The 14,059-nt window shown below is 61.5% G+C and carries 10 protein-coding genes and 2 tRNA genes; 8 read left to right on the top strand and 4 right to left on the bottom strand.

Annotated elements, in window-relative coordinates:
* Positions 1 to 6: 6 nt before the first annotated feature.
* The 8 genes from ABNP46_RS11225 to ABNP46_RS11260 all read left to right on the top strand — a co-directional run bounded on the left by ABNP46_RS11225 (position 7) and on the right by ABNP46_RS11260 (position 11,278).
* A complete protein-coding gene (locus ABNP46_RS11225; RefSeq protein ID WP_349917787.1) occupies positions 7 to 1,485 on the top strand; it encodes a vWA domain-containing protein in 1,479 nt (492 codons plus the stop codon).
* Positions 1,486 to 1,577: 92 nt separating this feature from the next.
* On the top strand, positions 1,578 to 3,029 hold the full coding sequence (locus ABNP46_RS11230) for a hypothetical protein (protein ID WP_349922465.1): 1,452 nt from the start codon (positions 1,578 to 1,580) through the stop codon (positions 3,027 to 3,029).
* Positions 3,030 to 3,068: 39 nt separating this feature from the next.
* Entirely contained in the window at positions 3,069 to 3,659 is a 591-nt protein-coding gene (locus tag ABNP46_RS11235) for a sigma-70 family RNA polymerase sigma factor (RefSeq protein ID WP_349917788.1), read from the top strand.
* Complete coding sequence (locus tag ABNP46_RS11240) at positions 3,652 to 4,398, top strand: DUF3379 domain-containing protein (RefSeq protein WP_349917791.1); 747 nt, start codon at positions 3,652 to 3,654, stop codon at positions 4,396 to 4,398. The genes ABNP46_RS11235 and ABNP46_RS11240 overlap by 8 nt, the downstream gene beginning before the upstream one ends.
* A 408-nt stretch (positions 4,399 to 4,806) precedes the next feature.
* Positions 4,807 to 6,066, top strand: coding sequence for an outer membrane protein transport protein (locus ABNP46_RS11245; RefSeq protein ID WP_349917793.1), 1,260 nt, complete (start codon positions 4,807 to 4,809; stop codon positions 6,064 to 6,066).
* Between the two features lie 249 nt (positions 6,067 to 6,315).
* Positions 6,316 to 7,572 (top strand): outer membrane protein transport protein, encoded by a 1,257-nt coding sequence (locus tag ABNP46_RS11250; protein ID WP_349917796.1) that lies wholly within the window; start codon positions 6,316 to 6,318, stop codon positions 7,570 to 7,572.
* Positions 7,573 to 7,686: 114 nt separating this feature from the next.
* Positions 7,687 to 8,913, top strand: coding sequence for an EAL and HDOD domain-containing protein (locus ABNP46_RS11255; RefSeq protein WP_349917798.1), 1,227 nt, complete (start codon positions 7,687 to 7,689; stop codon positions 8,911 to 8,913).
* Positions 8,914 to 10,021: 1,108 nt separating this feature from the next.
* Entirely contained in the window at positions 10,022 to 11,278 is a 1,257-nt protein-coding gene (locus tag ABNP46_RS11260) for an amidohydrolase (protein WP_349917799.1), read from the top strand.
* An 88-nt stretch (positions 11,279 to 11,366) separates the two neighbouring features.
* Here ABNP46_RS11260 and yjjG read toward each other — a convergent pair whose 3' ends face one another.
* The 4 genes from yjjG to ABNP46_RS11280 all read right to left on the bottom strand — a co-directional run bounded on the left by yjjG (position 11,367) and on the right by ABNP46_RS11280 (position 13,989).
* Positions 11,367 to 12,047 (bottom strand): pyrimidine 5'-nucleotidase, encoded by a 681-nt coding sequence (gene yjjG / locus ABNP46_RS11265; protein ID WP_349917802.1) that lies wholly within the window; start codon positions 12,045 to 12,047, stop codon positions 11,367 to 11,369.
* 70 nt (positions 12,048 to 12,117) lie between these two features.
* Positions 12,118 to 13,584: a M17 family metallopeptidase gene (locus ABNP46_RS11270; RefSeq protein ID WP_349917805.1), complete on the bottom strand. Its 1,467-nt coding sequence runs from the start codon at positions 13,582 to 13,584 to the stop codon at positions 12,118 to 12,120.
* A 139-nt stretch (positions 13,585 to 13,723) separates the two neighbouring features.
* Positions 13,724 to 13,800 (bottom strand) — tRNA-Met (locus ABNP46_RS11275).
* Positions 13,801 to 13,912: 112 nt separating this feature from the next.
* Positions 13,913 to 13,989, bottom strand: a tRNA-Met gene (locus ABNP46_RS11280).
* Positions 13,990 to 14,059: the final 70 nt, after the last annotated feature.

Consider the following 14,059-nt stretch of genomic DNA (forward strand, 5'->3'; position numbering starts at 1 on the left):
ACCGTGATGGAGCTGATCCTGCTGCGCCCGCTCTGGCTGCTGGCACTGCTGCCCTGGCTCTGGCAGGGTTGGCGGCGTCGCCATCAGGCCGCGCTGCTCGCCCCCGCCATGGCGGCCTATCTGCTGCCGCGGCAAGGCCGCTCTCGCCCCTGGCTCTGGCTGGCCTGTCTGCCGTTGATCCTGGCCCTCGCCGGCCCCGCCCTGCGCCAACAGAGCCAACCGGTTACCCAGCCTGCCACCGACATCTGGCTGCTGGATCTCTCCGATTCCATGCTGGCCCAGGATCTGGCGCCGGATCGGGCGACCCGGGTTAGGTTGATGCTGCAAGAGATGCTGGCCCAGAGTGGGCAGCACCCGGTCGCCCTCATTCTCTATGCCGCCGATGCCTACCTCGCCATGCCCCCGAGCCGCGACCATGACGCCATCGCCCTGTTGCTGCCGGACCTTCGCCCATCCATCATGCCGCTGCAAGGCAGCGCCCCTGAGCGGGCCGTCGCCCTGGCGCTCGCCCAGATCCCCGCCGGCCAGCAGGCGCGGCTCCTGCTCATCACCGACGGGCTATCTCCCCGCCAAATGGATCACATCGCCGCCCAGTGGCCCTGCCAGGGCAGTCTCTTCTGCCATGACTCTGCCAGCCCCCGCCTCGATATCCTGCTGGCCAACGGGGGCCAGGCCACTCCCTTGCCCCCGGCCAGCGAACCCGGGCTGAACCTGCGTCTCGGGCGCGTCCTCCCTCCCCCCGATGTGGATGCCATGACCCGGCTTGCCAGCCAGCTCGGCGGCTCGCTGCAGTGGTTGCAGGCAGGCACGCCGCGCTTTGCGCCCCTGCCCATGACCCAGACCCCAACTGAGGGACAATCCCGGGATCTCGGCCCCTGGCTGCTGCTCCCCCTGCTGCCGCTGGCGCTGCTGGCCCGCGTCGGTTCGGCCTGGCTGCTCTTGCTGGGCCTGGGGCTGGGTATGACCAGCCCCCCCTCGCTGTACGCCAAACCGGCGCTCCCCACCGCCTCCCCGCCGCTGTCGATGCTGGAGGGAGAAGCCTGGCAGGCTTATCAGCACGGGGATTATCTGACTGCCACCCGTACCTTCGAGGATCCCATCTGGCAGGGCAATGCCTGGTACAGAGCGGGGGACTATGAGCGCGCGGCGAAGGCCTATGGCCGTGCCAGCAGCGCCACCGCCCACTACAACCGGGGTAATGCCCTGGTGCAGCTGGGCAACCTCAGCGGCGCCGAACAAGCCTACCTGGCCGCCCTGGCGCTGGATCCCCACAATGAGGACGCGATCCACAATCTGGCCCTGCTGCGCCCCCAACCCTCCCAGGCAACTTCCCGTTCCCAGGCGGGTACTCCCGAGCAAACCCGGGAGCAGGATGCCATTCCGGAGCGCCCCCGCCCCCCTGCGCCCCCCGTCATCTTGCTGGAACAGCGGCTTCGAAAGGAGGCGCAGCGTCGTCCCCTGCTCAAGGTGGAGGAGCCCTGGTGACAGTGCCAACCTTCCGCCTCTCATGGCACAGACCCGGCATCGGGCCCCTGTCCTCCTTCTTACGACTCGCCACGTTACTCGTTTTATTCGCCATGCCGGTGCAGGCCGCCCCTCCCCGGGCACAGTTGCTGCCAGGGCAGAGCGAGGGGAGCTGGCTGCTTGTCATCGAGGTCGATGGCGAGCGGGGCAGCGATGAGCTCAAGCTCACCCCGCTGCTGCGCCAGTTCGCCGTGGGCCGGGTCAGCATCAGCCGCGTCAGCACCCCGGTCACCCGCCTGACCCGCTGGCAGATCCCCCTGCACCGGGTCGCGAGTGACGCAAACCAGATCCCGCCTCTGACGGTGGGGGCCGAGCAAACCCCCGCGTTGCCGCTCACCAGTCGCCCGCCGCCGGACTCACAGGCAAGGCCCGCCGCCTCCCCCATTGAACTGATCGCCAGCGTCCCGCACCAGGGGCCGCTCTACCCCGGCCAGCCCTTCATCTATGAGCTCAGCCTCTGGCTGCCCGCCAACCTGGAGGCCCCCAATCTCGACGAACCGGTCGGTGAGGACTTCATCATTCGCCGCCTCGGCAACGATCAGTGGGAATCTCCCGCCAGTCCGGGCATGCCCGGCAGACTGACCCGCAAGTGGCTGCTGCAGGCCAAGGAGGCGGGGCTGCACCCTGTCGAGTCTCCCCGCTTCCAGGGACGCCTGCCCCAGTCATACGGTGGCAGCGAAGCCCTCTCCGCCAGGGCCGCCACCCGCCTCATCAAGATTGACAAGGCGCCGGTGGAACCGGTGGCCAGCAGCCTGGTGCTGACCGAGCAGTTCACTCCGGCGGCGGGCGCCCGGACCGGCGAGCCGGTGATCCGCACCCTGACTCTGGTCATGGAGGGCGGGGATGGCAGCCGCATGAGGCTGCCGCCTCAGGCCCCCTTGCCAGCAGGCCTCACGATGAGGCCAGATGGGGAGCAGCAGCAGGAGCGCTTCCTTGCCAAGGGGGCTCTGCGCAGTGAGCATCAATGGCGCCAGGCTCTGATTGCCGAGGCGCCCGGCCGCTATGTGCTGCCCGCCGTGGAGCTGCCCTGGTTCAATACCCTGAGCGGACGCATCGACCATGCAAGCCTGCCGCCCAGGACGCTGATATTCGAAGGCTCGATGGATGAGGAAGCAAGGCCCCCCCTCACGCCTGGTGGGGAGAGCCTGCTCTGGGTACTGGGGGCGCTGCTGCTGCGCGGCTTGTGCCAGCATGGGACGCGCTGGCTGGCATTCTGGCGCCTGCAAAGGGCGCTGGCCCGGCAAGAGCCGGACTCGGCCAGGTGGGCACTGCTCGGTTGGGGGGAACTGCGTTGGGGAAAAGCCTGCCTGCATCTGTCCAGCCTGCCCTGTCATCGGGATCCCGTCATCGCTCCCTTGCTCGATGCACTGGACAGGGCCTGTTTTGCCGACGTTTCCCGCACGCCGGTCCAGCTGCACTGGTCCGCGCTCGCCAAGGGATTGTGCACCAGAGAAACTTTTGCGATAGCCTATCTCCTCAGGAAACTGGCGTGTATTCATGAGTGAATGCACAGCAAGCCACCTCAGATAAAAGGAAGTCCAGCAATGGCGTTTGGTTTTTTCAGAAAAAAAAGTGCGGGGGCAGGAAAGGATCCCTCGACCACACCGGTCTATGGAGGTATGGCAGATAAACAAACCAAATATGAAGCTCTGGTCCATGCCCTGCACGCAGACATCTACCGCTATGCCTACTGGCTGTGCCGGGATCCGCAGGTCGCCGAAGACCTGGTGCAAGAGACCTTCCTGCGCGCCTGGAAGGCGATCGACACCCTGATCGACGACAAGGCCGCCAAGGCCTGGCTCATCACCATATTGCGGCGGGAAAACGCCAGGCGCTTTGAGCGCAAGCAGTTCGATCTGGTGGATCTCGACGATCACCCCCAGAGCGATCCGGGCAACCTGCACAACGAGCAGGAGATGGAAAACGAGTGGCTCAGGCGTCATATCGCCCGGCTGCCCGCCGAATATCAGGAGCCCCTGCTATTGCAGGTGCTGGGGGGGTTCAGCGGCGAGGAGATCGCCGAGCAGCTGGGCCTGAACAAGAACACCGTCATGACCCGGCTGTTTCGGGCTCGCAACCAGATAAAAGAGGCCATGGAGTCAGCAGCACAACAGAGAGGACACAACAATGGATGAGCTTGAGTTTCGCCGCCGGGCCACTGCCCATCCGACGGACACCGATCCTGTGTTCCTCACCGCGGCCCAGGGCTCCCCGGCCAATCGCAAACATCTGGATGAAATGAAGCAGCTGGATCGGCATCTGCATCGTGCCCTCGAGGTGGAGGTACCGCCCGGCCTGGCCGAGCGCATCCTGCTACGCCAAGCGATGGAAGCCGATGATGAAGTCGTGGTGCCCCTGCCGCCGCCCGTGGCACGCCCCCAGTGGCGCAGTCTCGCCATGGCGGCCTCTGTGGCGTTCCTGCTTGGCATGAGCACCCGCTGGCTGAGCTGGCCCACCCCGGCCCCGGCCGAACTCTCCCTCGCTCAGGTGGCCATGGCCCATGTCTATGGGGAAGAGCCCTTCATCAAGGGCGTGGACGAGAAGGTCAGCCTGCAGACCATCAACGCCAAGATGGAGAAATACGGCGCCACCCTGATGGACATGCAAGGGATGAAGGTGACCTATGTGAATCACTGCGCCTTTTACCAGGGGCCGGCGCTGCACATGGTGATCCAGGGCAAGATGGGACCTGTCACCTTGTTCCTGGTGCCCAAGCATGTGCCCCTCAGTCTCCAGCCTGACTTTGAGGATGGTCAGCTCAAAGGGGAGATCATGCCTCTCAAGGGCGCCAACATGGTGCTGATAGGCGACATGCAGGAGCCCCTGGCCCCGGTCGCCAAGCAACTGGAGTCCCGGCTGCACTGGTCGATTTAACAGAACTTAACCCAGACTGACGCCCCCCTGGGGATGTCAGTCCCACAGGCAGACAAGCCCTTTGTCTGCCTGTTCCTCTCCACATCACCGCAATTCCCCGCCCATTTCCCGCGTGAAGTCACAAAACCACGAATTTATTTGAGTGACACAAACGAAACTGCATTGGCCATTTATTACCCAATAATGGATAAATCTGACTAATAAAACGCCAAGTTAAAACAAATGATTAACACAATGGAAACTTTTATGTATTCTGCTGTCACTGGTCTGATTTCTTACCTCCTACCAGATCCATAGAATCACGCCAGAAGTGAATGGGAAGAAGCTTAAATAACAACAGATCTTGTCGTTTATAGCGGACAAAGAGCCGTGATATCGACATAAAATCTGCTTACAAGAGAGAACACTATGACTACTGCCTTTTTCAAGAAAAGCCTGATCGCCGCGGCCGTCACCCTGGCCAGCACCCAGACCTTTGCGGCTGCCTTCCAGCTGAACGAGCACTCGGCCTCCGGCCTGGGTCGCGCCTACGCCGGGGAAGCAGCCGTTGCGGATAACGCATCCGTACTGGCCCGCAACCCGGCTGCCATGACCACCTTCGACAAGATGGCAGTGTCCGTATCCGGCACCTATATCAAGCCTGATGTGGATGTAGAAGGTAAAATTGCCGGTGCCGTGCCGGCCAGCGAGAGCGATATCGCGCCGGATGCTTTCGTACCGGCGGCCTACTTCATCCAGCCCCTGAATGACCAGTGGGCCTGGGGGATTGGCCTGTTCTCCAACTACGGTCTCTCCACCGAATACTCCAAGACCTATGCCGCGGGTGCTCTTGCCGGTGATACCGAACTGTTGACCTTCAACATCAACCCCAACATCGCCTATCGCATCAACTCCAACTTCAGCATCGGTGCCGGTATCAACGCCGTTTATGCAGAAGCCGAGCTGAACCGCTACGCCGGTGCGCTGGCCGCCGCCATTCCTGGCGCCAAGGCTGACTCCCAACTGGCCCACCTCAAGGGTGATACCTGGGGCTTTGGCTGGAACGTCGGTACCCTGTACGAGATCAACGACAGCAACCGTCTGGCGTTGACCTACCGCTCCCAGGTAGACCTGAGCTTTGATGGCGACTTCCAGGGTGCCACCTCCGGCAACCGTGTGGTCGATGGCAACCTGAAGCTGGATCTGCCGGCCCAGGCTGAATTCGCCGGCTACCACCGTCTGAACCAGCAGTTCGCGGTGCACTACTCCGTCAACTGGACCGACTGGAGCGCCTTCCAGGAGCTCAAGGCGACCAGCAACAGCTGCGCTGGCGGCGTCTGCCTGCAAAAAGACGAGAAGTTCAAGGACGCCATGCGTTACGCCATCGGCGGCACCTGGTACGTCAACCCGGCTTGGGAAGCCCGTATCGGCTTTGCCTACGACAACAGCCCCATCGAGCCGGAATACCGCAGCCTGAGCATTCCTGACTCTGATCGCGTCTGGTACAGCGCCGGTGCCACCTACCACATCGATCAAGACATGAGCATCGATTTCGGCATGGCTTATCTGGATGGCAAGGAAGTGGACGTGAACGAAGGTATGCGTACTCACGCCGACACACTGCGCTGGCAGGGTACCTCCCACGGCAACGCCTTCCTGGCCTCTGCCCAGTTCAACATGAAATTCTGATTTCAGGATTTCTAGAAGAGCGCCTGCGGGCGCTCTTTTTTTGTACCGGGATCACGATTGAGCGTACAGCTGTAGCAAACAGCTGTACGCTTTTCGTTTTTTATCAAGCTGTTACCACCCACTCCCTCAGCATTTAATCCCGTTTTGCCGCCACGCCCTCCATCCCCATTGCCTTGCTGGTCATACCATATAAAATCCCGCCCCCAACCAAAAAACAGAATGAACACCAAGTTCACCCAAGGACTAGCAATGCACCCGAACATGAAGCTCTCTCTTCTCGCCCTGCTGATGGCATCAGCCCAGGTCCAGGCCGCCGGTTTCCAGCTGGCAGAGCAGTCTGCCACCGGGATGGGCCGCGCCTTTGCCGGTGAAGCCGCCATCGCCGACAACGCCAGCGTGCTGTCGCGCAACGCAGCCGCCATGACCCGCTTCGATCGCACCGCCTTCTCCGGCGGCGTCATCTACATCCATCCCGACGTCAACATCGAGGGCACCACCCGGGTGCCGACCGCCACGGGGCCGGTGAACCTGGACGCGGGAGCCCATGACATCGCTGGGGACGCCTGGGTACCCAATGCCTACCTCATCATTCCCCTGAACGATCAATGGCGACTGGGGCTGGCGGCCACCTCCTATTACGGCCTCGGCGTCCAGATGCCGGACAGCTACAACGCCGGCCATTTCGGCAATGTTTCCGACATCAAGACGGTGGATCTGGGGGCGTCTCTGGCCTATCGCATCAACCCTATCTGGTCTGTCGGCGCGGGGCTCTCCGCCATTCATGGCGAAGGGGAAGTGGGCGGCACCTTCCCATCGAACAACAAGATTGCCAAGCACCTCAAGGGCGATGGCTGGGCCCTGGGCTGGAATCTGGGGACACTGCTCGAGCTCTCGTCCTCGACCCGTGTCGGCCTCTCCTACCGTCACGACGTCAACCTGACCCTCTCCGGTGACGCCGTCGGCACCGATCTGCAAGGGCGCACCTTCACCGATACCGGCAGCCTGGACCTGCCCCTGCCCGCCACTGCCGAGCTGGCCCTGTTCCATCAGTTGACCCCCGCACTGGCGCTGCATTCAAGCATCAACTGGACCAACTGGAGCAAGTTCGTATCACTGGAGGCCGGGCTCGATCACTATGGCACCATGCACATCAAGGACGAGCACTGGCAAGACAGCTGGCGCTATGCCCTGGGCCTCACCTATCGACTGGATCCAAAGTGGCTGCTGCGCTCCGGCATCGCCTATGACCGCAGCCCGGTGCCCGCCGATCGACGCACCATCTCCATCCCCGATTCAGACCGGATCTGGTACAGCGCGGGCGTCGGGTATCAGCTCGACAAGAACCTCACTCTGGATCTCGGTCTGACCCTGCTCGATGGCAAGAAGGTCGATGTCAGCGAGACCATGCAGCTCAAACCCGGCGTGCCCCAGACGACCTCCACCTTCCAGGGCACCTCGGAAGGGGATGCCTGGCTGGCCGGTCTGCAACTCAACTATCTCTTCTGACAAGGAGTTTTTCGCCGATCACTCTGCCAGTTGCTGTCCCTTGGCACGGCTTGGCGCTGGCATAGTGATCCGCTTGCCCATAGAATCTAGCCAGAGCCCATGCTGGAGAGAAATATGTATTCCTATGTTGCAAGGCAGCCCATTCTGGACCGTGACCTCAATACCCACGCCTATGAGCTGCTGTTTCGCGACAGCCTGGATAATGTGTTTCCCCATATTTCGTCCCAGCAGGCGACGGCCAGACTGGTCGTCGAGCAGTTCCTGCACCAGAACATCGATCAGTTGCTCGGCGGCCACCCCTGTTTTATCAACTTCCCCCACTCCTTGTTGCTGGATGGGCTGGCCGAGTGCCTGCCCCAGGGCAAGGTGGTGATCGAGATCCTTGAGGATGCCATTCCCGATGATGCCCTGCTGGCCAAGGTGGTTCAGTTGCATCAACTGGGCTATCGGCTGGCGCTCGATGACTTTACCCTCTCACCGGCCTGGGAGCGCTTCCTGCCCTATGTCCACATCATCAAGTTCGACTTGCGCGCCACGCCACTGGCGACGATAGCGTCGTTCATAGAATCCCATCGCCACATGCCCCTCACCTATCTCGCCGAGAAGGTGGAAGATGAGGAAGAGTTCGAACGGATGAAGGCGCTGGGCGTCGCCCTGTTCCAGGGTTTCTTCTTCAGTCGCCCGCAACTGGTACAACAGGCCACGCTGCCGCCTGATCAGCTGGTCGTGGTGCAATTGCTGCAAGAGGTCAACCAGATCAGCCCGGATCTGAACCACATAGAGCAGCTGCTCGACCAGGATGCCTCTCTCTCCCTCAAACTGCTCCATTACGTCAACAACCTGAATCCTGAGGCCTCCCCCCCCGTGACCTCCTTTCGCCAGGCGGCCAGCCACCTCGGCCACACCCAGCTAAAACGCTTCGTGACCCTGGTCGCCGCCACCAGTGCCGGTCATGACAAGAGCGCCGAGCTCTATCAGATGTCCCTGATCCGGGCCCGCTTCTGTGAATTGCTCGCCCATACCCATGCACCCGCCCTGCAGGCGCAGCAGGCCTTTCTCACCGGCCTGCTCTCCTTGCAGGATGTGCTCATGGGGCAGCCACTGGAACAGCTGATTGCCTCCATCCCCCTCACCGATGCAGTCCGCGCCGCCCTGCTGGCTCGCCAGGGAGACCTGGGGTTTTATCTCAGTTTTTGCGAGGATTACGAGAATGCGGACTGGCAGCGGATCATGGCCAGCACGGCCCGCCTTGGTTTGAGCGAGGAGAAGGTCAGTTACCTCTATCTGAGCGCCACCGCCTGGGTCAATCAACAGCTGCTCGCCATGGCGGGAACTGACTAGCGCCTCTTCCTGCGAGTACGAGACCCTGACACGCAAACCCGGTTTGGCACGCTGTCCATATCGGCTGCTGCCGTACTATGATGGCGATTTCCCGGCTGCACGACGCCTGCCACTTCTCCCGGCACTGCGCCTGCGCACCTTGATGCCTTCACCCTTTACTCTCCCTGTTGCCAGCCTGGACACCATGACGCTCTGCTCATCAGGCGGCAGGATCCACTGACAAGCCCGGAGATGATGCGGCAATGCCATGCCAAGGTGCCATTAAAGGCATGTACGCACGCCAGATCCGCACCCTTCATGGTAAATCACCCGCCAAACTGAAAGATGCCTCTCCCTCAACCGGGGTAATCCCCTTCTCCTGACAGGCGTTATGACATTCTCTGACAGATAACTTGCTGATGGGTAGAAAAAGGTGGCCCAGACACCTCAACATCACCTGGATGACAGTTTCTGGCTCAGCCAGTGACAATATTGCCGATGAAAATTTGATAAAAACCAAATGAGACCCATAAAAACCCTTGATGAAAATTATGGGGAAAACAAACAATCAATTGTTTTTATTGGATAAATAAAATCAAACAGCCATATCGATCTCCAGCAAGAGGCCAACGGTTCAAAAAAAAGCCATAAAAACATAAAAACACCACTCTCAGCCCGTACGACACAAAAAGACCGCAAAAATCACAATTTCCGTTGTTTTATCGCCCCAATATGGTATCTTGGTCCCACTACTCATCAACCAAGGGAGACAAATGATGACTGAGTTCGTTGTTACCGCCGTTTTTACCGTATTTTTCACTCTGGTTGCCGTCTCTCTGCCCTCCCTGGGTCAGCTCTGAGTCGGTCAATCAGCCAGCGCAGACCTGCTGTTGCGAACCAGCATCTCCGGGGTGCTGGTTAGTTGAACAGAAGATTGCACTTTTGATGATCTGGAGTGAGATATGAATGGGAGTCGATGTTTATCGACAATCGCCGTCCATTTTTCAATCACAAGCATCCAGACCACGAGGGGAGCCACAGGCTCCCCTCGTTGCATTCCGTCACCGGGATTTACTCCGCCCCTCCTGCCCTTCACAATGTCCACTGGACTCGACATGCAGGATGTACCATGACTCAGGATGCTCTGCGCCGCTGGCGCCGTGACCTTCATCGTTTGCCCGAAGCGGCCTGGTGTGAATTTCGAACCAGCTCTCTCATCGCCCGTCACCTCTCTGAACTCGGTTTTTCCGTCATGCTGGGCGACCAGCTGCTGGCCAGCAACCTCATCATGGGCCGGGAAATCGACGTACCCGCCCAGAAGGCGCGAGCCCTTCGTCAGGGTGCCGACCCCGACTGGCTGGCCCGTATCGAGGAGATCACCGGGGTGATGGGACTCTGGGACAGCGGCCGACCCGGCCCCACCCTGGGGTTTCGCTTCGACATCGATGCCGTGGAAGTGGAGGAGCAGCAGGATCCCGGTCATGGCCCGAGCCAGGGGGAGTGGCAATCGTGCAACCCGGGCTGGATGCACGCCTGTGCCCACGACGGCCACACCGCCATCGGTCTGGTGCTGGCCGAGCGGATAAAAAGCCTGGCCGAGACACTCAATGGCCGAGTCAAGCTGTTCTTCCAGCCCGCCGAGGAGGGGTGTCGCGGTGGCAAGGCCCTGGCCGCCGGTGGTCAGCTCGATGACGTGGATGCCCTTCTGGCCCTGCACATCGGCATTCATGCCGAGAGTGGCGAACTGGTGGTCAATCCCACCGATTTCCTCTGCTCCACCAAGTTCGACGTGGAGCTGATGGGGCGCGCCGCCCACGCGGGGCTTGAGCCCAACGCCGGCTGCAATGCGCTGGCGGCGGCCTGCATGGCCACCACGGCCATGCTCGGCATTCCCCGCCATCGCGATGGCATGACCCGCATCAACATCGGCCAGCTCCACGCCGGCAGCGGTCGCAACGTGATCCCGGGCCACGCCCTGTTGCAGGGAGAAACCCGCGGTGCGACGCCTGCGCTCAATGACTACATGTTCAGCCAGGTGCAGCAGCTCGTGGCGGGCGCCGCCGCCATGCAGGGAACCACCTACCTCATTCGCAAGCAGGGCGAAGCCATCGGTATCGAGAACAGCCCGGCCCTGCTCGAGGAGATAGTCCCGCTGGCCAATACCCTGTCGTTCAAGACCATCCACAGCCGCCGCTTCGGGGCGAGTGAAGATGCGGGTTTTCTCATCGAACGGGTGCAACGCAATGGCGGGCAGGCGGCCTACCTCATCCTAGGGGCCAACCTGGCAGCCCCCCACCACCATCCGGCCTTTGACTTCGACGAATCCGTGTTGGCTCCAGGGGTGGCCCTGCTGGAGGCCTGGCTGCTGGGCCGTCTGGCTCGCTAGGGCCGCTCATTCATGCAAAAAGGCAGCCTTCGGGCTGCCTTTTTTATACCTGCGCCATCATGGCACCTTTTCTCATACACTCTCCGCCTCACTGCCCCAATACGATGGCCCCGAGGTGAGCGAAGTGATGGATTTCATGGGTCGGCTCACAGGAGGCATCCTGACGCGCGGGATTGTACCAGCAGGTGGCGAGCCCCTGGGCCGCGGCACCGGCGATATCGGTCTTGGGGTTGTCCCCCACCATCAGTACCCGGGCAGGATCCGGTCGCCCCATCCGTTCGAGAGCGAGCTGGAAGATGGCGGGAGCCGGTTTGGTCACCTTCACCTCATCGGAGATGACCAATGTCTCGAACCTGTCGCCCCAGCCAAGCTTGTCGAGACGACCCCGCTGGGGCAGGCTGAAGCCATTGGTGATGATCCCCATCCGTACCCGTCCCTGCAGCGCCGCCAGGGTCTCCGCCACCCCGTCGAGGGGGGTGCTGAGAGCGATGATCTGCTGCAGGAAGGTATCGTTCATGGCCATGGGGGCAACATTCACCTGTTCGGCAAACAGGGCGAAACGGGTCTGCTGCAGGTGGGTCGCGTCTATCTCACCACTGTTGTACTGCTGCCAGAGTCTGTGGTTCAGCCCTTGATATTCCGCCATCTTGGCGGGACTGGGCACCACTCCGTAGATCTGCAGGGTCCGCTCCAGGGCTTCGGTCACCGGGAAATCCAGCAGGGTTTCGTCCAGATCGAACAATACCCAGTCATAACTTGGTTGTTTCACGCTTGTCCTCAATGCTTGGCTCTTTGCTTGTATCCAAAGGGGGCACGGGGCCCCCCGCATCCCATGTTGATCAACGCAGCGGGCTCGCGAGCAGATCCAGGGTCAGCCGAACACCAAACCCCGTCACCTCGCTGCTGACCACGCCATTGCCCCCCTTGCTGCGAAAACCGCTCAAGTCCAGATGCAACCAGGGCGTCTGTGCCCCTACAAAACGGCTGAGGAAGCGGGCGGCATCAATATGATCCGGCGAGCTGCCGGGGGCGCACTGCAACAGATCCGCCCATTCGCTCTCGAGGTCGTCGTCGTAATCCTCATCCAGCGGGAAGGGCCAGATCCGCTCGCCACTTTGCTGACCCAGGCTTATCAGTTCGCCAAGCCAGGCGGGACGATTGGTAAAAGCACCGCTGTAATGGCTGCCAAGGGCCCGCTTGCAGGCACCGGTCAGGGTGGCGTAGTCGATGAGCAAGTCCGGCTTGTCCCCAACCGCCATGGCCAGGGTATCGGCCAGCACCATGCGCCCCTCGGCATCGGTGTCCACCACCTCGATGGTGGTGCCATCGATGGCAGTGACGACTTCACCAGGCTTGTAGGCCAGCGGGCCTATATGGTTTTCACTGATGGCGAGCCAGCAATGCACCTCATAGGGCAGCCTGGCGCGACTGATGGCAAGCAGGGTGCCGAGCGCCACCGCGCTGCCCCCCATGTCCAGGTGCATGCCATACATGCTGCCGCCGACTTTCAGGTTATAACCGCCGGAATCATGGCAGATCCCCTTGCCCACCAGGGCGAGGCGGCGCTCGGCACTAGCCGGACAGTAGCTGAGCTTCACGATGGCGGCCTGGCCATCTGCCGAGCCCCTGGCCACCGCCAGGAAGGCGCCAGCACCGAGGCGAGTCAGCTCCGCTTCATCATATTCCTGCCACTGCCAGCCTTCTGCCTTGGCGAGTTCCCGGGCCAGGGCGCGATAGTGTTTGGGGGTCAAGTCCGAGGCGGGCAGCACGGCAAGGTGGCGCGCCAGCGCGTTGCCCTCGGCCTCCGCCAGGATCCGTGCCAGATCCAGGGCGCAGCCGGGCGACACCAGCAGTTGCTGGTAACTCACCGGGGCATGGGTTTGCTGCTTGTAGGTCGGCAGTGCCACATTGGCCGCGAGCAGGGCGGCGATCACCAGCTCCGCCAGTTGTGCCCGATGTTCATCGTCAAAACCGGCAAGGTGCAGCGCCAGTTGCTCGGTGTTGAGACTTGCCAGAGGTGCCACCCAGTCGCGCACCTGCTTGTAGAGACGATGATCCCGCGGCGGGGCGGCATCGAGGAAGATCACCAGTTGCAAGCCGGCTTGATCAGTCAGGCGATAGGGCGCCTTCTGACCCAGGCTGATCTGGGCCACCACCGCGGCAAAGGCAGGCTCGGCCAGCAAGCGCGCCCGCTCGGGTTCGGCGATCAGCAGCAGCTTGATGGGGGCCTGACTCGCCATCACCTCGGGCAGGGTGGTCTCTTGCAGCTCTATCTTGGGAGGGAGATAACGAAAGGGTTGCAACATAAGGGGAAGCCTCATCCATGGACAGAAGTCAGGATGATACAGAACAAACGGCAGAAACGACCAGTCTCTTGAAGATTAATGTTCAAGATCAGGGAGATAGTCAGGGGAAATGATAAGGGGGAAAGAAAAGATAGAAAGTTGGTTGCGGGGGCCGGATTTGAACCGACGACCTTCGGGTTATGAGCCCGACGAGCTACCGAGCTGCTCCACCCCGCGTCCGAATTGTTGTCCGTTGCCAGACGATTTCACCATCACACTGCCGAGCAGTAGCAGTCGATGTCGTTGCAGCATCCCAGAGACTTGCGCCCCTGCCATGCCGGCAAAGAGTTGGTTGCGGGGGCCGGATTTGAACCGACGACCTTCGGGTTATGAGCCCGACGAGCTACCGAGCTGCTCCACCCCGCGTCCGAATTGTTGTCCGTTACCAGACGTTTTCACCATCACACTGCCGAGCAGTAGCAGTGGATGTCGTTGC

It is taken from the genome of Aeromonas veronii (assembly GCF_040215105.1).
Lineage (GTDB): Bacteria > Pseudomonadota > Gammaproteobacteria > Enterobacterales > Aeromonadaceae > Aeromonas > Aeromonas veronii_G.

Coding starts and splice junctions, on each gene's coding strand:
- ABNP46_RS11225 (WP_349917787.1), top strand. CDS start 7: ATGGAGCTGATCCTGCTGCGCCCGCTCTGGCTGCTGGCACTGCTGCCC.
- ABNP46_RS11230 (WP_349922465.1), top strand. CDS start 1,578: ATGCCGGTGCAGGCCGCCCCTCCCCGGGCACAGTTGCTGCCAGGGCAG.
- ABNP46_RS11235 (WP_349917788.1), top strand. CDS start 3,069: ATGGCGTTTGGTTTTTTCAGAAAAAAAAGTGCGGGGGCAGGAAAGGAT.
- ABNP46_RS11245 (WP_349917793.1), top strand. CDS start 4,807: ATGACTACTGCCTTTTTCAAGAAAAGCCTGATCGCCGCGGCCGTCACC.
- ABNP46_RS11250 (WP_349917796.1), top strand. CDS start 6,316: ATGCACCCGAACATGAAGCTCTCTCTTCTCGCCCTGCTGATGGCATCA.
- ABNP46_RS11255 (WP_349917798.1), top strand. CDS start 7,687: ATGTATTCCTATGTTGCAAGGCAGCCCATTCTGGACCGTGACCTCAAT.
- ABNP46_RS11260 (WP_349917799.1), top strand. CDS start 10,022: ATGACTCAGGATGCTCTGCGCCGCTGGCGCCGTGACCTTCATCGTTTG.
- ABNP46_RS11240 (WP_349917791.1), top strand. CDS start 3,652: ATGGATGAGCTTGAGTTTCGCCGCCGGGCCACTGCCCATCCGACGGAC.
- ABNP46_RS11270 (WP_349917805.1), bottom strand. CDS start 13,584: ATGTTGCAACCCTTTCGTTATCTCCCTCCCAAGATAGAGCTGCAAGAG.